The sequence below is a fragment of the Flavobacterium gilvum genome (assembly GCF_001761465.1).
Lineage (GTDB): Bacteria > Bacteroidota > Bacteroidia > Flavobacteriales > Flavobacteriaceae > Flavobacterium > Flavobacterium gilvum.
The window spans coordinates 3,212,322-3,237,317 of record NZ_CP017479.1 but is presented as its reverse complement, the minus strand read 5'-3'; the positions used below and the strand labels follow the sequence as shown (position 1 = coordinate 3,237,317).

The following is a 24,996-nucleotide window of genomic DNA, read 5'->3' as shown; positions in this document are numbered from 1 at the left end:
TTTTTTTTAAAGCATTGTTTATTATCATGTTTGAATCTATTAGGGAATACAACGACAGTAGCAAAAAGATTCAAAAGGGAATAATTTTCCTTTTGAATCTTTTTGTTATTACTACGGTTGCTGCTCAGCAGAACGCCAAGATATTTGAAGATTATAAGAAAGATAAAAATGTGTTGCCTGATTTCTCTTATGTGGGTTACCATCAGGGTGAAAAAAATATTCCGAATATCACTAATTATAAAGTTTTTGATGTGACTGAATTTGGCGCAAAGCCAAATGATGACATTTCAGATAAACAAGCGATTCAACTAGCTATTGATGCCGCCAATAAAAACGGTTCCGGAATTGTTTTTTTTCCAAAAGGACGATTTTTGGTCAATGAAGATGGTGATGCGAACAATTCCATTATTTCCAAAAATGGACATATCATTTTCAGAGGAAGTGGCTCGGGTTCTGGAGGAACGGAGTTGTTTATGAAAAATAACCTTCCGCCGGCAAATCCTTCTCAAATGTGGACTGTGCCGCCATTATTCATTTTTACAAGTTCCGGTTCTGATAAAAAAATTGGACAAGTTACTGCAGCAGCTTCTGTTGGTGATTTGACCATCCAAGTAAACACGACTGAAGGTTTGGAATCAGGAGATTGGATTGCGCTAAAATTATTAGATAATAATAAAGATTTAATTGCATCAGAATTAAAAAACAATAAAGTAGAACCAGAGTGGACTAGTCTTATAAATAAAGGAATTAGTGTCAACGTTTTTTATCAGATAAAAAAAATTAAGAATGGAAAGCTGACCTTGATGGCTCCCATTTCCTATGCAATTGATCCAAAATACCAATGGGGTGTTTATAAATTTGCCCATAATGAGGAGATTGGGATAGAAGATATTGCCTTTGTGGGTAATTGGAAAGAAAAATTTGTGCACCATCGCTCATGGAAAGACGATAGTGGTTATACTATGCTTCGAATTCAGAAAACGACGAATTCATGGATAAAAAATTGCCGTTTTACAGATTGCAGTGTAGCAGCTACAATTTCTCAAAGTGCCAATGTCACCGTTTTGAATTGTTTAGTAAATGGAAATGCGGGACATGAAGCGATTAGTGCCGGAGGTTCTACCAATGTATTGATTGCCAAATGTGTTGATGAAGCTTCACAATGGCATTCTTTTGGGACTACAGGGGGAACCATGAATACCGTGATTTGGAAATGTACTTATCCTGCTACTACTTGTTTTGAATCGCATTCGAGTCAACCCAGAAACACATTGCTTGATGGTGTAGAAGGCGGTTTGATGAATGGTCGTGCAGGCGGTGCAAAGGAAAATATGCCTAACCACATGCAGGGTTTGGTTTTATGGAATTATAAACAAACCAATGAACCGGTAAAAGATTTTGAATTTTGGCCGCCTACAGTGGTCTCTGAATGGTGGAGAATTCCTAATCCTGTAATTGTAGGTTTTACAAGCAAGGGATCTACTTTTAAAAAGGAACAATTAGGACAATCAGAATCCATTGGTACAGCTGTTGAACCCGCTTCTTTGTATGAAGCCCAATTAAAATTGAGATTGGGAAAATTACCCGAATGGATTAAAGAGACAAATAAAGCAAGTACATTTTAAAAGACTCTGAATTAGCTTTTAGAACGCTTTTAAAATTTTTAAATTAACTAAACAAAACCCAAATAACCAAAATGATGAAATTTCAGAAACAAGTTATTATTTATTTAATTTGCTTTACTTTCTTTGGAAGTACAGCTTTTAGTGCAATCAAACTTCCGTATTTATTTTCGGATAATATGGTATTGCAGCAACAATCAAATCCCTTGATTTGGGGCTGGAGTACGGCAGGAGCCCAAGTTAGTCTTGTTACATCCTGGAATAAAAAGAAGATTATTGTTACTGCTGATTCAAAAGGTAAATGGAAAGCAAATGTTGCAACTCCAACAGCAGGCGGTCCTTTTGAAATAAAAATAAGTGAAGCAAACAATAGCATTACTATTAAAAATGTTTTGATAGGCGAAGTTTGGCTTTGCAGTGGGCAAAGTAATATGGAAATGCCAATGAAAGGCTTCAAAGATCAGCCTATTCTTGGTGCTAGCGATGCCATTTTTAATTCGGACAATGACAAAATCAGGTTGTACACCGTACCAAAAGCGGTTCAGAGAGAGGCTCAGGATGACTCTGGTAAGGCAACGTGGAATGAAGCTGAACCCGAATCGGTTACCAACTTCAGCGCGACAGCTTATTTCTTCGGAAGATTATTGTATGCGAAGTTAAAAGTGCCAATTGGACTAGTGTGCAATAGCTATGGAGGCACTCCCGTGGAAGGCTTTATGGATGAAGAAGCATTGAAACCATTTCCGGAGATTACCTCCTTTCCATCAAAAACGGACACTTCACAAAAAATAAATAATAAAAATGCTTCTGCGGTTTATAATGCCATGTTGTATCCTTTTTTGGGTTATACCATCAAAGGTTGTATTTGGTATCAGGGAGAAAGTAATTATGACCGTCCGAAACAATACGAAACCTTGTTTCCTGCTTTTGTAAAAATGCTGAGAACAAAATCGAATAATGAGAATCTTCCGTTTTACTATGTGCAGATTGCACCTTATAAAAATAAACCTATTGAATCAGATCCTAAGTTGCATTCGGCTTATTTGCGAGATGCCCAAAGAAAAGCATTGGCAGTAATTCCCAACAGCGGTATGGCTGTTACATTGGATATTGGTGATGAAATTTTCATTCATCCCCGGGATAAGGAAACTGTGGGTAAACGTTTAGCGTATATGGCACTGGCCAAAACCTACGGCTTAAAAGGATTTCCATATGCTTCTCCAATGTATGAATCCGTAAGTTTTGCCGGTAATGTAGCTACAGTTCAATTCAGCAATACGGCAAACGGTTTGACTTCTTACGGTAAGCCTTTGAGTAATTTTGAAATTGCCGGCGCCGATAAAGTTTTTTATCCGGCAAAAGCAGTAGTTTCTCAAGGAAAATTGCAGGTATCGGCTCCAGAGGTTGCTAACCCGGTAGCTGTGAGGTATGCTTTTAAAGATTTTGTTGCGGGCGACTTGTTTAACACTGAAGGATTTCCTGCGAGCAGTTTTAGAACAGATGATTGGTAGGAATATGGGAGCCCTTAACCTGAGATAAAAGGTAGGAGATAATTCGTTTTGGAGTGTCCTACTTTTTTATTTTATATTTTGAAAGCCACATTTATTAGCTAGATAGTTAAAATTAGAATTATGAAAAAGAAATTTTTGTTGCTGTTGATGGCATGCATTTCATTTTTGGAAATAAATGCACAGAATCGTTTGCAATATGACATAAAAATCAAAAGCACTAATGCAACAGTAGTAACACCGGATATTAAAAGAGGAACTAGTGTTGGGCCAAACGGTGCAAGTTTTGGCTATACAGGAAATTATTTGTTGCGTAATGGAAAACCTTGGTTTCCCGTTATGGGAGAATTTCATTATGAAAGGTACAATGCCAATCAATGGGAACAGGAAATTATTGCCATGAAGGCAGGTGGTGTTGCCATAATCAGTACCTATGTTATTTGGATTTTACATGAAATGAGGGAAGGTGTTTTTGATTGGAGTGGAGATAATAACCTTAACCGATTTCTAGCACTTTGTAAAAAACACGGAATGTTTGTGTGGGTAAGGCCTGGTCCTTGGGCGCACGCTGAAATCAAAAATGGTGGTTTTCCTGACTGGTTGATGGCTAAAAAGATAAAATTGCGTACAGATGACCCTGTATACCTGCGTTATGCTGATTTGTTTTTTAAACAAGTTGCTGAACAATGTGAGGGATATTATTTCAAAGAAGGTGGACCGATTATTGGGGTTCAAGTGGAAAATGAATTGAATTTTAAGAATGCTCCGGACTATGAACACATGAAGACCTTGAAAAAAATAGCTATTCAGAATGGAATGGATGTTCCTTATTACAGTGCTTTTGCTCCAGGACCGGATAATCAGGATGAGTTTTTCTTTACTCTAGGCAGTTATCCCGATAGTCCATGGAATACTTCCACTAAAAAGTTAATTAAACCCGTGTTCTTTATTAAACCCTTGAAAGCAGATGATGACATAGGAAGTGATTTGTTGGGCAAAGTTGATAATAAGGTTCGAAGCAATTACCCATTGATTTCTGCCGAATTGGGTGGAGGGATGCAAAATACGTATCACAGGCGTGTTGACGTTTCTGCTTCAGATGTGGCAGCCAATATTTTTGTGAAATTAGCAGCAGGCTTAAATGGATTCGGATATTATATGTATCACGGATGTATGAATCCTCTGGATTGGACAAACGACTACGGGTTTCATGAGACAAGAATTTCTAATTATCCGAACGATTTGTCCATGGTTAATTACGATTTTCAGGCTCCATTAGGTGCTATGGGAATACCAGCACAATCTTTTTCTGAATTAAAATTGATGAACCTTTTTGCGCAGGATTATGGTGATAGATTAGTAGAAACACGCCCTTATTTTCCATCAAAATTTAAAGTATCGATGGTTTCAAAAGATACGGTGCAGTCTTCTATTCGTACCAAAAATGGTGCGGGCTTTATTTTCCTTTCGAATTACCAAAGATTGGTTTCATTACCCGAAATTAAGGATTTTCAACTTAGTTTAAACAATGGTTCAACAACGGAAGCGGTTCCGGCAAAGCCTATTACTTTTCCTGCTAATCATTATGTAATCTGGCCTTATAAATTAGAAATGCAAAGCGTATTATTGAAATATGCTACCGTACAACCACTTTCTATTCTAAATAATGGAGGTACAAAAACGTTTGTTTTCTTCAGAGATGCCATTGCTCCGGAAATGGTTTTCGACAATTCTACCATTAAAAAAGTAAGCGCTTTAAAAGGTTGCCTGTGGAATGAAAAAGAAGGAACTATAACCAGCGATAAGCAAGAAGGTAGTTTTTATTTTGAAATAACAAGTAAAAATGGCGAACAGGTAAAAGTACTTGTTGTTACCAGAGAGCTGGCGCTACAGACCTATAAAATTAATTACGGTGATAAACAGGAAGCGTTGGTTTTTACTGATGCCTTGTTAAGACAGGAAACAACGAACCAATACAGTTTGGAAATTGCCAACAAAGATGGTAAGATTGCCGTGAAAACCTATCCAAGTTCTGATTTGGTGGTCAAATCAGTTTCAAATGGCATAAACTGTAAGCCGGTTACTACAGATAATTTTTTGGGCTCATTTGTGCTGAATCCTTCTGTTGTAAATAAACCTTCGGTAAATTTTACACCAATCGTTGATAACGATGTTGAAGCGGCTCAAAAATTTAAAGACTCAATGTTAACTGAATTTAAGAAATCTACAGCATTCAAACCGTTGCAGCCAGGACCTTTATACAAAGCAACATTTCACTCTTTGCCAAATCAGCAATTGTATCAATCGACTTATAATTGCAAGCCATCAACAGGCGTAGTTGACTGGGAAGTATCAGTAAATTATGATGGCGATTATATGACAATGTATCAAAAGAATAAGTTAGTTTACGACCAGTTTAACTATAATAATATTTGTAAGTTTAGATTGAATTATGTATCCAAGAATACAGCCGATCCTATAGTAATTCAGGTATTGCCTGTAGAGAAGCAGTATGAAATTTACTGGGAAAGTTTGGAAAAAACATTGGACGATCAGTTAAAGGCGAAAGTGAAGAAAATCGACATCGTTCCGGTTTACCGATACAAAGTATCGATTGAAAAGCAGATGAAAAAATAAAGGATATTTTAAGAACGATAATGTTTAAGGGGTCAACTAACTTAATAGTAGATCATAGTTTTATGAAGAGAATAAGAAATTTGACACTAATTTTATTGTTGGCATCAGTATTTATGTTTTATGGGCAGAATGCTGGTATAAAATCTAATGTCGGTGAGAAAATCGATAGAAATCGATAGCAAATCTATAGGTAGATTTTTAAGAATCAACTTTTTTGACTCCGCCAAAGAAATTTCTATGAGCGAAGTAGAAGTTTTCGGAAAAACATCAAATTAAGGGATGAGTATTGATAGATTAAAAGGGGTATTTTTTACGACTTTATATAAAAAAGTGAATTACGAAATTATTTGTATTTAATATCCTTATTAAATAAATGAACTAACTTATAAAATAAATGAAATCACTATTAAAGATAATTTTTCTTTTTGGAGCGGTGACAGCTGTTGCTTCGCTTTCCGCACAAGTAAAGAAAACAGCTGATAAGTCAGGCCATCCTCCTCGACAATGGATTGTTTGGTCCGATAAACCAGCACTTAAATGGGAAGATGCATTTGTAACAGGTAATGGTCGTCACGGAACGATGTTTACAGGTAATGTGGGTGAGGAGCGGATTATTTGTGTACATGAAAAACTTTTTGTTCGCGCTTGGGATCGACACAAAGTAGCGGTGGCCAACCTTGCCAACCTGCTTCCAGAGATGAGAAAGTTGAGTGATTCAGCTAAGTTTGGCGAGGCCGCACGTCTTAGCACAGGTGAGGCTCGTAAACAGCTCGATGCTATGGGAGCTACAAATATGTGGCCGCTATTCCCGCATCCTGCGTTTGATGTGCAAATGAATGTAAAAAAGGTTGGAGTTGTTTCTGCTTATAGACGTGAGCTGAATTTGGAAACCGGGGAAGCAAAAGCCCAATGGAAAGATGAACAGGGTACCGTAGAGGAAAGTGTATTTTCATCTAGGATTGATAATGTTAATGTAATCAGGATTAAATCATCAGCAGGAAAAAAACTGGAATTAACACTCAATCTTGCCGAAACTCCCGGCCGCACAGGAAAGGCTAATGGTTTTGAATTGGACAAGGTTTTTCTTAACACAAGCAGTAAGGCCGATGCATCAGGGTGGTTGAGCTATCATGCACAATATTCATCAGATCCAGGTGGTTATGATGGTTTGGCTAAGGTAGTTGCAAATGGTGGACAAATGCGAGTGGAGAATAATCAACTTAAGATAGAAAACACCAATGAAGTTACTATATTAGTACGTATAACACCATTGGAATTTGGTTGCACTTCACAGGAAGTAGCCGTTCGTAATGAACTTTCTTTGCTTCCGACTGATTATGATAAGCTGTTGCTGCCACATGCTGCTCAACATGGCGAGATGTTTCGTCGTGTAGTGCTTGATCTGGGTTGTGCAGACCTTTGGAAAAGCACGCCAACAGAGAAAATGTTGGATGAAGCTCACGAAAAAGGAGTAACACCTCTATTTCTTGAACAGATTCATGCCATGGGACGATATTTACTTATATCTTCATCTGGAGATTTTCCGCCACCACTGCAAGGCATTTGGGGAGGTGGATGGACACCTTCATGGATTGGTGGCTTTGTGATGGATACTAATGTGAATCTTGCTATTTCTGGGATTTCTACAGGTGATTTGGCCGAATGTGCAGAATCGTATTTTGGTTATGTAGAAAGATTATTGCCCGCCTGGAGACTTAATGCCAGTAGTTATTTGGGCTGTCGTGGCTTCTTGGTACCTCATTACAGCGATCCGGAAAAAGGATATCTCAATCATTTTACTCCTGGTCTTCCATGGATGTATTGGCCAGGTGGTGCTGGATGGAATTTGATGCCTTTTTATGAGCACGGAATGCTTTATGGAGATACAGCTTTTCTTCGCAAACGTGTTTTACCTTTATATCAGGAAATGGCACAGTTTTATGAAGACTATCTTACCAAAGATAAAGATGGGTACTATCATATTTCCCCAGGGATTTCCCCCGAAAATGGTGTCAAAGGACAAGGTAGTACACTTTCAAAAGATGCTACTTTCGAAATAGCAGTGGCTCGTGAAGTATTTGACCATTTATTGAAATTGGGAAAAATGTTTAATCTTAATCAGTCAGATATGGCAAAGTGGAAACAGTACCACGATAAGTTGGTTCCTTATCGTATTAATGCTGATGGCGCTTTGGCCGAATGGATAACTTTACCTTTTGAAGACAATTACAAACACCGACACAATTCGCATCTCTATCCGGTTTTCCCAGGTAGAGAGTTTTTTGAACCCGGTGCTGATCCAGCTCTAGTAGAGGCTGCAAGAGTGGCTTTGGGTAAGCGTTTTGAATCAGATACTGAATCGGCTCATGGTCTGATTCATTTAGCATTGATGGCTACTAGGTTGCACGAAAAGGAAAAAGTGTTGGCTAATCTTAATCGTTTTGCCCAACGTAATTATGTATACAACGGTCTTGTTACTTCTCATAATCCAGAGCATGCTATTTACAATCTTGATTCGGTGTTGAGTTTGCAGCGATTGCTGGCCGATATGATGGTGTTTTCACAACCTGGTCGTGTTGAATTTTTGCCAGCCTGTGCAGCAACTTTCCCGCAAGGGCAGTTATTGGGGACACGTATTCACGGCGGCCATAAGCTAGATATACAATGGAAAGACGGAAAATTGGTGTCAGCTACTATTCATGCCGGCAAAACAAATCGATGTGCATTTGTATATAATGGAAAGCAAAAAGAGGTGGACTTAATTGCCGGAAAGAAATACAAGTTTGACAGCCAATTTAATTTGATTAGAGGGAAATAAAGAAAAAAAATGAAAAAACATTTCGCAATTGTTTTGATTGTACTATTACAATTGATAAACGTTCAAGAATGTGAGGCACAAAAAGCAGAAACAGCCAATCAAATTTATTCTCAGTTAGGTGAAGCCTATAGAACGCCAGCCTTTTCAATGAAAGGATATTGGGTATGGTGTAGTTCTGTTGTAAAAGGTGATGATAAAAAATATCACATGTTTGCTTCCCGCTGGCCAGACAGTATATTGTTTCATCCGGGTTGGATGGTGGCATCAGAAGTGGTACATGCGATATCAGATAAACCAGAAGGCCCATACACATTTTCGGATGTAGCCTTGCCTGCCCGTGGCGCACAATATTGGGATGGTCGTTCTACTCACAATCCTCGTATATTGCGATACAAAAACAAGTATATATTGTATTATATGGGATCTACGCATCCCTTTGAAGAGCCTAATAAACAAGATTTCAACCTAGCCAGCAAATGGTGTATTGTAGGCCGTAGTAACAAGCGAGTTGGTGTTGCCATTGCCGATTCGCCTTACGGCCCTTGGAAACGTTTTGATAGACCGGTATTGGAAACAAAACCAGATAGTTTTTACAGTTTTCTGACTTCCAATCCAAGTCCGATTATCGAAGAGGACGGTTCTGTTTTACTGATGTTTAAAGCCCGTAGTTATGTGGGAAATGATAAGTATTCGGGTATGTGTTTTGGAATGGCTCGTGCCAAAAGTATCTACGATAAGTTTGAAGTACTGAATAACGGACAACCCGTACTAGGAGGTCCGGGGCAACCGGAAATTGAAGATCCTTTCTTTTGGAAGGACGAAAAAGGGTATCATGTGGTTTTTAAAGATCATGTTGCGAAATATACTGGAGAGAATGGCGCAGGAGTATTAGCCAATTCAAAAGATGCTATTCAATGGACTGTTGCAGATTCACCTAAAGCCTATTCCCGAACACTTCGTTACAATGATGGGAAAACAGAAACGATGGGACAACTGGAAAGACCTTTTATCTATTTTGAAAATGGTAAACCGGTTTATTTCTTTTTTGCCACGATGGATGGCCCGGGTGGTTTTGAATATGGTACGCACTCATGGAATGTTGTGGTGCCTTTTAAGAAATAGACAATTGTCACAAGAGCTAATGAATAAATAAAAAATAAAAGTCATATAAAATAATAACTATAAAATGAAAAAGGCTAATTTAAGAAATTTTATTTCCATTTTAACTTGTATTCTGTGTACTAGTTTATTTGCACAGAATGGTTTTAAGAATGATATAAAAACTAAAAGCAATAATACAGAGGCTCTTGGTAAAGAATTTCATGTGTCTGTAAATGGTAACGATGGGGGTGATGGCTCTTCGTCTAAACCCTTTAAAACCATTATGGCTGCGGCCAACAAAGCAATGCCTGGGGATATTATTACGGTACATGGAGGAACTTATCGGGAGAGAGTAACTCCTCCTAGAGGTGGAGAATCGAATACAAAACGTATTGTGTATAGAGCTGCATCGGGCGAAAAGGTGATCATTACAGGTTCTGAAATCGTAAAAGGATGGACGCTTGTAAGCAACAACGTTTGGAAAGTAACCCTGCCTAATTCCTTCTTTGATAAATTCAATCCTTATGAAGATTTGATTCATGGCGACTGGTTTACACCAGATGGTCGAGATAGCAAGAACAAAGCCATTGTGCTTCCTGCAACGATGACCCGGAAACACCATACAGGTGCAGTTTATCTAAATGGGCATTGGTTAAATGAGGCAGCACATTGGTCTGATTTGTTTTCGGATACAAACAGTAAGCCAGTATGGAGCTGCAATGTAACGCTAGATAATACCACCATTTGGGCACAATTTCCGGGCATAAATCCAAATGAACAAAATGTAGAAATCAATGTGCGTCAAACTGTGTTTACACCCGAAAAAACTGGAATGAATTATATTACCGTTAGTGGCTTTGATATGCGTAACGCAGCCACACCTTGGGCACCACCTAGTGCTGGACAGATTGGAATAATCTCAGCGTATTGGAACAAAGGTTGGATTATTGAGAATAATGAAGTTAGTTATTCGAAATGCGCAGGAATTGCACTTGGAAAGTATGGTGATAAGTTTGATAATACCAACGATGGTGGCGCTGCAGATCCTTATACAGATTGTGTGCTTAGGGCTATAAAAGATGGCTGGAGCAAAGATAAGGTGGGTAGTCATATTGTTCGTAACAATCATATCCATCATTGTGAGCAGGTTGGTATTGTTGGTAGTCTTGGTTGTGCATTCAGCACCATAACAGGTAATGAGATTCATGATATACATGTGGAGAGGTTGTATTCTGGTTGGGAACAGGCCGGTATTAAGTTTCATGGTGCAGTAGATGTAACCATCAGCAACAATCACATTTATCGATGCGGATTTCTTGGTCTTTGGTTGGACTGGATGTGTCAGGGGGTACAGGTAACAGGAAACCTGCTACATGATAATAGAGGGGATGGTTCTCTAGAAATGCAACACGGGCCTATGCTTTTGGCAAATAATTTATTCTTGTCAGCAAAAGGGTTCGATGTAGCTTCACAAGGAATCGCATTTGTCCACAACATTATTGCTGGTAATATTTCGTACTATGTTAATGATGGACGACGTGTAACACCTGTTCTGGTACCGCATTCTACAGCAATAGCCAGCTTTTATCCTTCGGATAGTGACGATAATGGAGATAGTGGTGACGGCCGATTTTACAATAATTTATTTATAGGTGGAGGCAATCTTAATCGAGTAGATAAAATGGGTGCGGTTTCATTTTTAGGAGGGAATGTATATACCAAGGGCACATTAGCTTGTAAATTAGAAGTGAACCCCTTGTTGGATACTGGTTTTGATACCAATATGAAAATAGTAGAGAAAAAAGACGGTTGGTATCTTTCTTTATCAGAAAAAGAAAACTGGAAAAATAAAGAGAACCGAAAAGTAATTACCACAGCATTTCTTGGGAAAGCAAAAGTTTCAGGTTGTGCTTACGAAAATGCTGATGGCTCGCCTTTAATAGTAAATAAAGATTATCTTGGCAAAAAGAGAAATGAGAAAGATCCATTTCCAGGACCTTTTGAAACGCCAGTTAATGGAGAGATTAAAGTATGGTCAAAATAAAGAAAAAGATTTCCTTTCAGTGCACAGCTTCAGTGTGACGACTGCAAAGAAGGGGAGGTAAAATAATTAGAAGTAAAAACTATTAATAATTAATTCAATACTAAAAAACAATAAAATGAAATTTTCATCACCAATTGCATTGTCAGCAGTTATTGTTTCTTTGCTTTTTAGCGGAGTGGTTACTGCACAAACAAAGTCTGAAGGTAAAATTTTACCTTATAAGAACCCTGCTCTTCCAGTTGAGAAGCGAGTAAACGATCTAATTGCCCGAATGACTCTCGAAGAAAAAGTATACCAAATGTGTGCTTTGCGTTTGGGAGATGGAGACGAAATATTCAAAAGCAGTGGGGTATACTCCATCGATTATATCCGTCAGCAAATGAAATCCCACGGTACGGGTCATATTAGTTGTCCTACAACCGATATGGATGCTGCGAAAGGAGTTAAAACGGTCAATGAAATTCAAAAAGTTGCCGTTGAAGAAACAAGATTAGGTATTCCTACTCTTATAAATGATGAGGCTTTGCATGGAGTAAAAGGTTTTGGTGCTACTACTTACCCTCAGTCTATTGCACTTTCTTGTACATGGGACTTACCACTCATGAAAAAAATAACAGATGCCATCGGAAAAGAAGCTTATAGTCGAGGTATAAGACAGGCATTGAGCCCGGTACTTGATTTGGCAAGGGATCCACGTCATGGGAGAATGGAAGAAACGTATGGGGAAGATCCTTATTTGGCTTCCCGTTTTGCTGTTGAATTTATCAAGAATGTACAACAAAATGGAGTTATCTGCACGCCAAAACACTTTGCTGCAAATTTTGTGCCTTCCAATGGGTTGGATGCAGCTAATGTTTCATTGAGCGAAAGAGAACTAAGAGAAATTCATTTGGTTCCTTATAAAGCTGCTGTAACCGAAGCCCATGCAAAATCGTTAATGGCTGCCTACAACGCTATAGATGGAGTACCCTGCCATGCCAATAAATGGCTGCTTACCGATATATTGAGGAAAGAATGGGGGTTTACAGGCTATACAGTGTCGGATTGGAGTGGAGTAGTTCATACCATGGGCATGCACAAAATAGCGGAATCAAAGGGAGAGGCAGCTGTGATATGTGCCAAGGCAGGTTTGGATGTTGATTTACCTAGATACAAAGCTTATGTAGAATTAGTAGATGAGGTTAAAAAAGGAAATATTGACCAATCGGTAATTGATGAAAGCGTAAAACGAATTCTGCGTGTAAAATTTGAGATGGGACTGTTCGAACATCCGTATATTGAGGATACCACTCAGGCTACCAAATTATGTAATGCTCCTGAGTTTAGAGCATTGGCAAAAAAAGCAGCAGAAGAAAGTATTGTATTGTTGAAAAATAAAAACAATGTATTGCCAATCGCAGCGACAGCTAAGAGTATAGCTGTTATCGGACCCAATGCCAATGTGGCTCAATTAGGAGGATATTCATCAGCCGGAGTGCCTAGTGTAAGTCCTGTAGATGGAATAAAAAATATTTTTGGTTCAACAGCCACTATTCGTTATGCGAAAGGTTGTACACTTACCGGTACTGATAAAACTGGTTTTGATGAGGCTGTCAATATTGCAAAACAATCAGATATAACCGTATTGGTGATGGGAGGACAATATAGTGTGACTGGTGGTGAATCGCAAGACCGAATCGATTTAAACTTGATGGGTGTTCAAGAAGAACTTATAAAAACAATCAGCAGTTTGGGCAAACCTGTTATTGTTGTGTTGGATGATAGCCGACCTGTAACTATGTTAAACTGGATTGATAAAGTGGATGCCGTTTTGCAAATGTTTCCTGCTGGAGAAGAAGGAGGTAATGCTCTTGCCGAAATATTGGCGGGGAAAGTGAACCCATCGGGTAAGACTACCGTAACTATACCAAGACATACAGGGCAGATTCCATTGACACAAATTACTCGTCCTTATGGAAGGGAAGGAAGTGTTGCGGAGTATCCAGAAACTAAAGTCAATGGAATTGTTTCTAAAGATAGATATTACTGTTTATATCCTTTCGGTTTCGGATTGTCTTATACCACGTTTCAATATGGAGGAATCAAATTTGCAAAAGATAAATTTTCAATAGATGAAAAGATAGAATTGTCTGTAAATATTACCAATACAGGCAGTAGAGATGGAGACGAAATAGTACAATTATATTTTACGAATTTGCATACTAAGCATATTACCCAAGCACCTAGACAGTTGAGGGCGTTTCAACGTGTAAGTATTCCAGCTGGAGGGACACAAACTGTAACTTTTACATTAAATTCATCTGATTTGAGCTATTTGGATGAAAATCTAAAACCAAAAGTAGATGCCGGTGATTTTGAAATATTTGTTGGAGGAAATAGTGTGGATGGTGTTACCAATAAATTTACATTGGTATCAAAAAAATAGATTAAAAGAATTGTAACCCATTAAATATAATTCATGATTTTTTTTTAAACACATAGAAACATAGATTTCATTAAAAAAAGGAATCCTAAAAAAGAAAAACATTTCTTTCACATAGTGAGCTATGTGTATTTTAAATAAGTGAAACGCCTACTTTTGAGCGTACCGAATCTATGTTTTTATGTGTTGAAATAATTACACCCAATGGGTTAGATTAAAAGAATTGTAATAAGTAAATTAATATGAAAAAACTGTTTTTTGTTTTATGCGCAATGAATGTTGTCCTTAGTGGCCAAGCACAAGAAGCAGAGCGTAAAGTGGCTTATGACAATTATGTAAAATATTCGACGCTAGCCACGACGGTTAAGGATGCGGAAAAAGAAGTCTCTATAAAAAAGTATCGAGAGGGTTTCAATAAGTCTCCTTATCGTTATGCTCAACTGGCGAATGAAATGAAAAAAAGCAGTCAGGAATGTCTTGCCTTGCTTGGCGAAGATGGTCAATTTACCGATTTGGCATCGCAGGAAAAGAGGATTGTAGATGAAAAAATATTGCTTAACAAAGGGGAACTGCAAAGGGAAGTGATTGCTCCTGTGGTATCAGAAGCAATTGACCGCCTTTGGAAAATTGCTGATGCATATCGTCTTGGTCAAATGAAAGAAAAAGAGGCGTTGGCTGATAAATTTTACAAAGCCATTATTCGCTATGGTAATCTGGAAACAGGCCGTAATAATACAGCTCCGAGGTTTCACGCCTCTTGTTTTCTTATTCCTACGGCGGCAGTGAATATTTATTTTTCGTTGCTGAAGCAAATGGATGAGGTAGAAGCTGGTAAGAGCAAGAATCCATTACAGAAAGATGCCTGTGTATTATTGAAAGAACTGGCCTTGCAGAGCTGGACACAGCCTTTCCGCAACGATGCAACTGATAACAACGTGGCGCAGATTGAGCGTTTCCGCAACCATGTTTGGTGGGTAGGAGGGAATGCGCTGGCATATCGTTCATTATTGCCTACAGCATTTATGTACAAGTCAATTCCCATGATTGATTTGTTGTCCGAAGTCTGTCAAAGAGGTATCAGTCAGACTTCCCAAGCAACTTATAATGAATCGTTTTGGATAGAAGGATTTACTGCCGATGGCGCCGGATGGGGACATGGTAAGCAGAGTTTGGTCTGGGGTTATCCCATCGATGGGGGAAACAATGCTTTGAAGATGTTGGTGATGTTGAAAGGTTCTCCTTGGGAAAAGAAATTAATACCCGAAAATAAAGAAACCTTAATCAATTTTTTCAGGGGAGGTAGTTGGTATCACTACAAAGGGTATGAATTGCCTTGTTTGGGCAGGGGTTCGTTCTATATGAAAGGAGGAAGTGGTACTATTCCTTCTTTGGGCTTGGCAGAAAGTTTGATGAATGACTGGAAAACTTCCTTTACAGATTCCGAACAAAAAGAAATAGAACAATTCATACAGGAAGCTAAAACAAAAGTTATTAATATGCCACAATTTGAAGGTGGTGCTTATAGCGGTACTCGATGGTTTTTTAATAACGACGACCTGATGAAGAAGAACCCCGATTATCACATTATGGTAAACATGGCTTCTAGCAGGTGCGATGGAATTGAAAGTGCCCCGGATTTTGCAGATGCTTACAATTTCTTCGACTGCGACGGGATGACTTTTTTCCAGCGCAATGGTTCAGAATATAAAAGTGTTTATGGAGGTTGGGATATTACTGCTTCTCCCGGCGTTACCGCCCGTGAAGGAATGGACAAAATCAAACCGGTTACCAACTGGAGAGGGTATAACAGCAAATTTAATTTTGCTGGAGCTGCTACTTCTGGAGGAGAAAATGCGGTGGCTGGTTTTGTTTTTGAAAAAGAGAACGCTTCAGACAAAGAGGGTGTGAACGATAAAGGGAATAATAAAAATGCAAACGAATGTATTTATGGAGTACAGGCGCATAAAGCCTATTTTATGCAGGGCGATTATCTGATTGCTTTGGGAGCTGGCGTCAATAATCTTCGTCCTGAAATGGAAGGAACAATTCGCACCACCATTGATCAAACGGCCAGAGAGAATGATGTACTAGTATTCGAAAATGATTCATGGCAAAAAGTGAAACCAGGTGTTCAATCCTTTTTTGATAAAGGTCAGCCTGTTTGGGTAAAGCAACAGGATAAATTTGCTTATACTGTTTTGCCACAATATAGCAAGAGTGCCTATTATACTTGCGAAACAAAAAAAGCTGATTGGATAAAAATGAATGTTACTAATAAATCAGTAAAAGATTTACCCTCCAGTGTAGATATTTTTAGACTTTGGATAGATCATGGTCGTGAGGTTAAAAATGATACTTACGGTTATGTAGTATATTGCGGAAAAGAGAACCCGACTGCAACATTGCCATTTGTTGTATTGCAAAACGATACGTCAATACAGGCAGTAAAATCATTGGATAACAAATTGTATCAGGCTGTTTTTTATGATGGGAACGCTGTGTTTAATCAACAAGGGGTTAATGTTTCTGTTTCCAATCCCTGTATTGTACAAATAGAATTGAAAGGCAATGAATATGTAGCTACGGTTCAGGATCCGCAAATGAACAAAGACCTGAAACAAATTACGGTTACCATCAACAATAAATCACTTGTGTTCGAATTGCCACAGGGAAAATTGTCGGGAAAACCGGTGGTGCAAAAACTAAGTTTCTAATGTAATTAGATTCTTCTTTGATGGTGAATTCGGAAATGCTTTAAATTGTTGTAAAATATTAATTTAACAATATCAAAATGAACAAACAAATAATCGCTTTCTTATTCTCCTTCCTTTTTTTAGGTGGGATATTTAATTATAATGCAAATGCCCAAAAGAGCAAAGTGTCTAAAACGGCGGTAATAACTGGACAGCAGGATCGAGAATATTGGAGTAATTTGTTGTATAAAATGGCTTCGCCAGTAATACTCAATTTGGCGAATAGTACGTTAAAGAAAAATATGCCAATAGAAAAGAATTCTGATTATGGATTGAATGCTGAAAAAGTAACATACCTAGAAGCCGTTGGCCGTACTATGGCCGGAGTGGCTCCATGGTTGGCTTTGCCAGATGATAATACTAAGGAAGGAAAGATGCGTAAAGAGTTGCGTACCGCTTTGTTGAAAGGTATTGCTAATGGAGTAGATCCTTCTAATCCCGATTATTTGAATTTTAGAACAGAAAATCAACCCATTGTTGATGCTGCTTATATGGCTCAAGCATTTTTAAGAGCACCAAAAGCATTATGGGAACCTTTGGATTCTGTAACCAAGAAAAGAGTGGCCGAAGAGTTTAAAGCGCTTCGTACCAGAACAGGTGCTTACAATAATTGGCTGCTGTTTGCAGGTATCAACGAAGCTTTTTTAATGAGTATTGGCGAACAAGCTGATCCAGTACGTCTTCAATACGCACAAAAGAAAATTACGGAATGGTATGTAGGAGATGGATGGTATAGTGATGGGCCTAGCTTTAGCCTCGATTATTACAATAGTTATGTTATTCACCCAATGCTTGTTGATTTTTATAAAGTATTGGCAACAAAAGACAAGGTTAAAGAGGAGGATTATGCGCTCGCTTTGAAACGCATGATTCGTTATTCTGAATTTACAGAGCGTTTTATTAGTCCCGAAGGAACTTATCCGGCATTTGGTCGTTCCAGCACCTACCGTACTGCTGCATTTCAGGCGTTGGGACAAGTGGCATTAATGGAAAAACTGCCTGAATACATTAAGCCCGCACAGGTTCGTTGCGCTATAAGCGCAGTGATGCATCGTATGTATGATCAATGCAATAATTTTGACAGCAATGGTTGGTTGGTATTAGGTTTTTGTGGTTCGCAACCTTTGATTGCAGATGTATATACTTCAACCGGAAGTTTATACATGGCTACATTAGGATTTTTACCGCTGGGCTTGCCGGCCGATAATCAATTCTGGACGGATCCAGCTTCTGACTGGACTTCAAAAAAAGCATGGAGCAGCCAACCGTTTAAGAAGGATTATCACGTTGAATATTAAAAACTATTGATACTAATTTTTGTGTTTTTTGGATCAAAAAGTAGATGCTCTCCGTCTAATTTATTCATAATAAAAAAACTAAACTTCTAATAATATGAAACGTTTCTTTTTAATGATAATTCTTTTTTTAGGAATTCAAAATCAATGTTTGGCTCAGCCTTATGCTATTCCGGCCAATGTAAAGAAAATCGTTGTTTTAGGAAATAGTATTACTTATGCAGGTTATTATGTATCCTGTATAGACGCTTACCTTCGTCTACAATATCCCGAAAGGCATTTCGAAATAATTAATGTGGGTTTGCCTAGTGAAACAGTTTCTGGTTTATCTGAACCTGATCATGCTGGAGGGAAATTTCCTCGCCCTGATTTACACGAACGTCTGGATCGTGTTTTAAATAAATTAAAACCCGATTTAGTATTTGCATGTTATGGAATGAATGATGGTATTTATCTCCCTTTTGACAATGAGAGATTTCAAAAATACCAAGAAGGAATAAATTGGTTACATGAACAGGTAGTACAATCTGGTGCTGCCATAATACACGTTACACCTCCTGTCTATGATGAGCGAAAAGGGAAAGCCTATGCCAATGTGTTGGATATTTATTCAGATTGGGTAATTAGTAATCGCTATACCAATAATTGGAACGTGATTGATATTCATTGGCCAATGAAAAAATATTTAGAAGATCAACGTATTAAGGATGCAACGTTTAAGTTTGCTGCAGATGGTATACATCCAGACAATCTTGGACATTTTATTATAGCAAAACAGATTCTTTTAAATTTGGGTGAAACAAAGGTTGCAACTGCTTCAGATATGAAAGAGGTTTTATCAGGATATAAAAACGGGGATTCCATTTTTCAATTAATAGAGAAAGAACAGGCCATCAGGAAAGATGCTTATTTAACATTTACGGGACACAAACGACCAGGCATGAATGTCGGTCTTCCATTACCTGAAGCTGAAAAACAAGTTACGGATATTGAAAAACAAATACAAAATCTTGTCAAAAATTAAATTAGGAGATTATTGAGCAAACCGTATATTTGTCTTTCCCGGATGGTATTATAAAGTATCAAAGTGAAAATTTCTGGGAATTATCGCTAAAAGATTATATTATGAAGTTAAATGTTTTTACAGTTTTTTTCTTTTTGTTTGTTGTAAAAGGTTATTCGCAAAATGTGCTTTGGCAAATTGGTAAACAAGACAATAGTGCTACAGAATTTGCATTGGCTCCAGCCGGAAAAGACAATTATTTGGCAAGTTTCGGTGGAGAGAAAAGTATTTACTCAGTAGGATATTCAACTCCCGAAAAGAATTGGGCTTATGTTCTGCCAGGACCTTTGGATGGTTGGGCAGGAGGTGGTTATTGGGCTGGATTTTACCCACGTCATTTCCCTAGAATTACTTTTAATGCCAAACAATTGGATACGAAATCAGTTTATAAATTGGTTTTGGATTTTGTCGATGTAAACAAAAATAATTCGCCAACTCTGAGAGTTGAGGTAAACGGTCACCGTCAGGAAATTAAGTTGCCTTCCGGAAATGGAAAAGCCCTGACAGAAAAGGAATCAGATGGAAAAAGAGCAAGTGTTACTTTTGAAATAAAAGGGGAATGGCTGAAAAAAGGCTTGAACATAATCCAAATGGGAATTGTCGAAGGTAATTGGGCTGTTTTTGATGACATCCGAATGGAAGGAAAAAAAATCGATTTGGAAACAGCAACTTCGTCATTAATTCTTTCGGCAAAAGCGGCTCCTTTTGAAATAAATAAAGAAAAAAAGCGTATCCAGCCACTTTTGGTTGATATTGTCCAAATGGATAAAGATGCCACAATTGAAGTGTCAATAAATGGACTGCCTTCGGTTTCGAAAAAAATTGAAACAGGAAACAGCATCATCGAAATTCCGATGCCGGCAATTGTTGGGAACCAAAAAGTTCCAGCTTCTGTTGTGATAAAATCTGAAAACAAAACAGTTTATTCGGGTACTATTATTCGTTCTAAACAGCCATTGCAAACTGTATCCGACTATGTTGACGGATTAATAGGAACCGGAAATTCACGCTGGATGTTTAAACCCGGCCCCTCTCTGCCTTTGTCAATGGTGCAAATAGCTCCCGACAATCAGGATGAAACATGGAAATCAGGTTACGAATATACGGTTGAAAATATCATGGGTTTCAGTCATTTTTCGGATTGGACAATGTGCGGATTACTGACCATGCCAACAACGGGAAAATTACAGGTGAATACTGGAACGGAGAAAAATCCCGATTCGGGTTACCGTTCTCGTATTGATAAAAAATTGGAATCGGCGAAAATTGGAAAATACAGCGTTTTTATGACCGATACGAAAATTAAAGCCGAAATTACGGCTACCCGTCGCGCTTCTTTGCAGCGCTATACTTTTCCACAGTCTGATTCGGCACGAATTATAGTGGACATGTTTACGCCAAATGAATATCCTCATAATTTGAAAGAAGCAAAAATTACTAAAGTTTCCAATAATCAAATCGAAGGTTATGCTACTTATTTTAACGCTTTCACAGGTTATTCATTGGAACAACTTTATACAATTCATTTTGTGATGCAATTTAGCAAACCATTCGATTCTATGGGAAGCTGGACCAATAACGAAATCCCTCCCGTGACAGGATACATAGGTGAATGGAAAAGAACTCATGAATTTGCAACTGAGCCCAAAATTCAAATGAATACCGCTTCGGTGGAAGGGAAAGGAGATTTGGGTGTTTTTCTGAATTTCAAAACAAAAAAAGGAGAGACAATTGAAGTGCGTACTGGAGTTTCTTTGGTTGATTTGGCTGGCGCCAAAAACAATCTTCAAAAAGAAATTACTGAACCTTTTGGTTGGGATTTTGAAAAAGTAGTTCAAAATGCAAGAACAATTTGGAATGATTATTTGGGACGTGTTCAGATTGAAACGGACGATTATTTGCAAAAAGTAAAATTCTATACCAATATGTACAGAGCCTTGTCTGCAAAAGCAATTTGGTCTGATATTGATGGGCGATTTGTAGATGAAAATGAAAAAATTTGTCAGCTCAAAAACCCAGATGATTGTATAGTGAGTGGCGAATATTGGAATACCTTTTGGAACAATCAACAGTTGTTTAATTTGGTTACTCCCGAAATTTCTTCAAAATGGGCGCGCTCCGCAATCGAATTGTATAAAAACAGTGGTTGGATGAATACCGATCCAGCAGGTGTAGAACACACAGGAGTGATGGTGGCAACTCATGGCGTTTCGCAGGTGATGGGTGCTTGGCAAAGCGGTATTCGTGATTTTGATTTAAATATTGCTTTTGAAGGATTTAAAAAAATGCTTACCACCAAACCGCAAAAATACGAAGGAGGCGGAACAGTTGGCGTCGAAGATATCGAAGCCTATATGAAGTATGGGTATGTCCCTTTGAAGATAGGTTCGGCATCCAATACAATGGAATATGCGTATGATGATTATTGCTTGTCGCAAATGGCATTGGCATTGAACAAAAAAGAGGACTGTGATTATTTTTTGAAACGCTCCGAAAATTGGAAAAATATATTTGACGCAGCAACGGGGTTTGCAAGGCCAAAAGACAAAGATGGAAATTGGTTAACGCCATTTGACCCCTATCATACTCCGGGCTTTGTCGAAGGAAATTCGTTTAATTACACTTGGTTTGTTCCGCATAATCCAACAGAATTGGTAAACGAAATGGGGAAAGATCGTTTTGTTTCCCGATTGAATGAGGCAATGGAAAAATCGGCATTGGCTAATTTTAATGCTTCCGGTGACAACTTCTCGGCCTTCCCAATCAATCATGGAAATGAACCTGCTATGGAAGTTTCGTATTTATTTAATTGGGCAGGTCAACCTTGGCTAACTCAAAAATGGGCACGTGCCATTCAGGAGCAATATTATGGAACAACTCCTTATGATGCCTATCCCGGAGACGAAGATTTAGGGCAAATGAGCAGTTGGTATGTAATGAGTGCCATTGGACTGTTTCAAATGGATGGTGGTTGTTCTGCAACACCAATTTATGAAATAGGAAGCCCAAGATTCGAAAACACAACTGTTTATTTTGGAGGGAAATACAACCGCGGAGATAAATTAATTATTGAAGCCAAAAATGCTTCCAAAGAAAATAAATACATTCAATGGGCAAAATGGAACGGACAATCAATATCTGATTTCAGGATTTTGCAATCAGATATTCTAAAAGGTGGAAAATTAGAGTTGGAAATGGGAAGGGAACCCAATAAAAGTTGGGGAACAAAACCGTAATATTTTTGTAGTATAAGTGCAAAAGAGATTGTAAACAACCCGATTTTGTCATTCCGAGGCACGAGGAATCACACTTGCTGAATCACTTTATGCGATTCCTCGTGCCTCGGAATGACAAGAAAACAGTAAGTTAAAAGATTTAAGGTCAAAAAAAAGGAGATTATGAAAAATAGTAAGTATAATGTTTACACTAAGTTTATTTTTTTGCTTTCCATACTATTTGGAGTTTCATGTCTTGCCCAAAATAATACTAAATCCAAAACACCTACCAACTTACTGATTATTTTGGCCGATCAATGGAGAGGACAGGCTCTGGGCTTTGAAGGAAAAGAGCCAGTTATGACTCCAAGTTTAGACAAATTTGCCAAAGAAAGTTTGGTGCTTACGCAAATGGTAAGTAACTATCCGGTTTGTTCTCCAGCAAGAGCAATGCTTATGACGGGGCAATATCCGATAAAAAACCATGTTTACAGTAATGTCAATTCCAATTCGGCTCCTTTTGGAGTTGAATTATCAAAAGATGCTGTTTGTTGGTCGGATATCTTGAAGCAAAACGGATATTTTAATGGGTATATAGGAAAATGGCATTTGGATTCTCCGTACAAACCGTACGTACCTACTTCCAATAATACCGAAAAAGTGGCTTGGAACGAATGGACTTCTCCAGATAGAAGACACGGTTTTGATTATTGGTATGCGTATGGAACCTATGATGAACATGATAAACCAATGTATTGGGATACCAACGATAAAAGAGATGATTTTAAATATGTGAATCAATGGGGACCAATTCATGAAGCCGATAAAGCTTTGGCTTTCTTCAAAAATGAAAATGGTAAAATCCGTAAAAGCGGCGTCCCTTTTTCATTAGTAGTTTCCATGAATCCGCCACATTCGGAATACAAAACTGTTCCCGAAAAATATTATAATTTATACAAAAATATTCCTTTGAAAGATTTGGTAAAAGACCCGAATATTCCTGCCGAAGGAACGGAACAGGGTGATCAATATAGAAAAGATATTCGTTATTATTATGCCAACATTACTGGAGTTGATGAGCAAATTGGAAGAATATTGCAAGGTATGAAAGATCAAAAACTGGATGAAAACACGATTGTAATAGTAATGGCTGATCATGGAAACTGTTTAGGAAAACATTCAGAAGTTTCAAAAAATAATATCTTTGAGGAGTCGTTGCGTATTCCGTTTATCGTTTATTGGAAAGGTTATATTCAGCCAAGAATAGACAATACTTTCTTAGGAAGTCTCCCAGATATTTATCCTACACTATTGGAATTAATGGGAATGAAAGACAAAGCACCAAAAGATTTAGACGGAAAGAGTTATGCCCAATATTACCTTAATGGTAAAGGTGAAAAACCAACAGAGCAATATATTTTAGGAGCTATTATCAGTAACAATGTTAATATGAATACAGGTTTTAGAGGTATCCGTACTACCGATTACAAATTGGCTTATGTCAAGAAAAAAGGGCAAGGCGAATATGTATTATATGATTTAAAAGCAGACCCTTTTGAGCTTACCAATATTTACAATCCCGATTTGCCGATTGTAAAAAAATTACGACCTTCTTTAATGCAATGGATTGATAAAACCAAAGATGGTTTTGTTTTAGATAAATAATAAATAATTACTAACTATAAAATTTAAAAAATGTCAATTAACTTATTTGATTTAACAGGGAAAACAGCTCTTATTACAGGTGGTGTACATGGTTTGGGAATGTCTATGGCTAAAGGACTTGGTCACGCTGGAGCAAAAATTGTAGTAAATGATCTTTCACAAGAAAACATAGATAAAGCTGTAGCAGAGTACAAATCTGTTGGAATAGAAGCTTACGGATATGTATTTAATGTATGCGATGAAAAAGCAGTAATCGCCAACATAAAACAGATAGAAGCTGAAGTTGGCCCTATCGATATTTTAGTGAACAATGCTGGAATCATCAAAAGAACTCCAATCATCGATATGGAAGTTGAAGATTTTACAGCGGTGATCAATGTAGATTTAATCAGTCCTTTTATCGTTTCCAAAAATGTTGCCAAAGGAATGATTCAACGCGGTGGGGGAAAAATCATCAACATTTGTTCAATGATGAGCGAATTGGGAAGACAAGATGTAAGTGCTTACGCTGCCGCAAAAGGAGGTTTGAAAATGTTAACCAAAAACATGGCAACAGAATGGGCTAAATTTAACATCCAGACAAATGGTATTGGACCAGGTTATTTTGCTACTAGCCAAACTGCTCCAATTAGAGTTGACGGACACCCATTTAACGAGTTTATCATCAGCAGAACACCGGCAAATCGTTGGGGAGATCCTGAAGATTTACAAGGTGCTGCCATCTTCTTGTCATCAAAAGCGAGTGATTTTGTGAATGGTCACATTCTTTATGTTGATGGTGGAATACTTGCAACTATTGGAAAACCATCAAACGAATAATAAATAATTAAAATTTCTGCTGATATTGTTTTGA

The 24,996-nt window shown here is 37.9% G+C and carries 13 protein-coding genes; all 13 read left to right on the top strand.

What is annotated here, in order from left to right; translation table 11 throughout:
- The first annotated feature begins 26 nt into the window (after window positions 1-26).
- The 13 genes from EM308_RS13280 to EM308_RS13220 all read left to right on the top strand — a co-directional run bounded on the left by EM308_RS13280 (window position 27) and on the right by EM308_RS13220 (window position 24,962).
- A complete protein-coding gene (locus EM308_RS13280) occupies window positions 27-1,625 on the top strand; it encodes a DUF4955 domain-containing protein (RefSeq protein WP_156101311.1) in 1,599 nt (532 codons plus the stop codon).
- A 71-nt stretch (window positions 1,626-1,696) separates the two neighbouring features.
- Window positions 1,697-3,133 (top strand): sialate O-acetylesterase, encoded by a 1,437-nt coding sequence (locus tag EM308_RS13275; RefSeq protein ID WP_231559990.1) that lies wholly within the window; start codon window positions 1,697-1,699, stop codon window positions 3,131-3,133.
- A 120-nt stretch (window positions 3,134-3,253) separates the two neighbouring features.
- Window positions 3,254-5,767 (top strand): beta-galactosidase, encoded by a 2,514-nt coding sequence (locus EM308_RS13270; protein ID WP_051877671.1) that lies wholly within the window; start codon window positions 3,254-3,256, stop codon window positions 5,765-5,767.
- A gap of 394 nt (window positions 5,768-6,161) precedes the next feature.
- A complete protein-coding gene (locus EM308_RS13265; protein WP_051877670.1) occupies window positions 6,162-8,585 on the top strand; it encodes a glycosyl hydrolase family 95 catalytic domain-containing protein in 2,424 nt (807 codons plus the stop codon).
- Window positions 8,586-8,594: 9 nt separating this feature from the next.
- On the top strand, window positions 8,595-9,707 hold the full coding sequence (locus EM308_RS13260; RefSeq protein ID WP_070261858.1) for a glycoside hydrolase family protein: 1,113 nt from the start codon (window positions 8,595-8,597) through the stop codon (window positions 9,705-9,707).
- Between the two features lie 64 nt (window positions 9,708-9,771).
- A complete protein-coding gene (locus EM308_RS13255; RefSeq protein WP_051877668.1) occupies window positions 9,772-11,730 on the top strand; it encodes a right-handed parallel beta-helix repeat-containing protein in 1,959 nt (652 codons plus the stop codon).
- Window positions 11,731-11,845: 115 nt separating this feature from the next.
- Entirely contained in the window at window positions 11,846-14,155 is a 2,310-nt protein-coding gene (locus EM308_RS13250; protein WP_081907233.1) for a glycoside hydrolase family 3 N-terminal domain-containing protein, read from the top strand.
- 239 nt (window positions 14,156-14,394) lie between these two features.
- Window positions 14,395-16,866 (top strand): polysaccharide lyase family 8 super-sandwich domain-containing protein, encoded by a 2,472-nt coding sequence (locus EM308_RS13245; protein WP_051877667.1) that lies wholly within the window; start codon window positions 14,395-14,397, stop codon window positions 16,864-16,866.
- Between the two features lie 77 nt (window positions 16,867-16,943).
- Entirely contained in the window at window positions 16,944-18,203 is a 1,260-nt protein-coding gene (locus EM308_RS13240) for a DUF2264 domain-containing protein (protein WP_035635044.1), read from the top strand.
- 94 nt (window positions 18,204-18,297) lie between these two features.
- On the top strand, window positions 18,298-19,224 hold the full coding sequence (locus EM308_RS13235; protein WP_035635041.1) for an SGNH/GDSL hydrolase family protein: 927 nt from the start codon (window positions 18,298-18,300) through the stop codon (window positions 19,222-19,224).
- Window positions 19,225-19,325: 101 nt separating this feature from the next.
- On the top strand, window positions 19,326-22,499 hold the full coding sequence (locus EM308_RS13230; protein ID WP_035635059.1) for a GH92 family glycosyl hydrolase: 3,174 nt from the start codon (window positions 19,326-19,328) through the stop codon (window positions 22,497-22,499).
- Between the two features lie 162 nt (window positions 22,500-22,661).
- Window positions 22,662-24,143 (top strand): sulfatase family protein, encoded by a 1,482-nt coding sequence (locus EM308_RS13225; RefSeq protein ID WP_035635038.1) that lies wholly within the window; start codon window positions 22,662-22,664, stop codon window positions 24,141-24,143.
- Between the two features lie 30 nt (window positions 24,144-24,173).
- The gene (locus tag EM308_RS13220; protein ID WP_035634778.1) at window positions 24,174-24,962 is read left to right on the top strand and encodes a gluconate 5-dehydrogenase; all 789 of its coding nucleotides are present in this window, start codon (window positions 24,174-24,176) and stop codon (window positions 24,960-24,962) included.
- The last annotated feature ends 34 nt before the right edge of the window (window positions 24,963-24,996 follow it).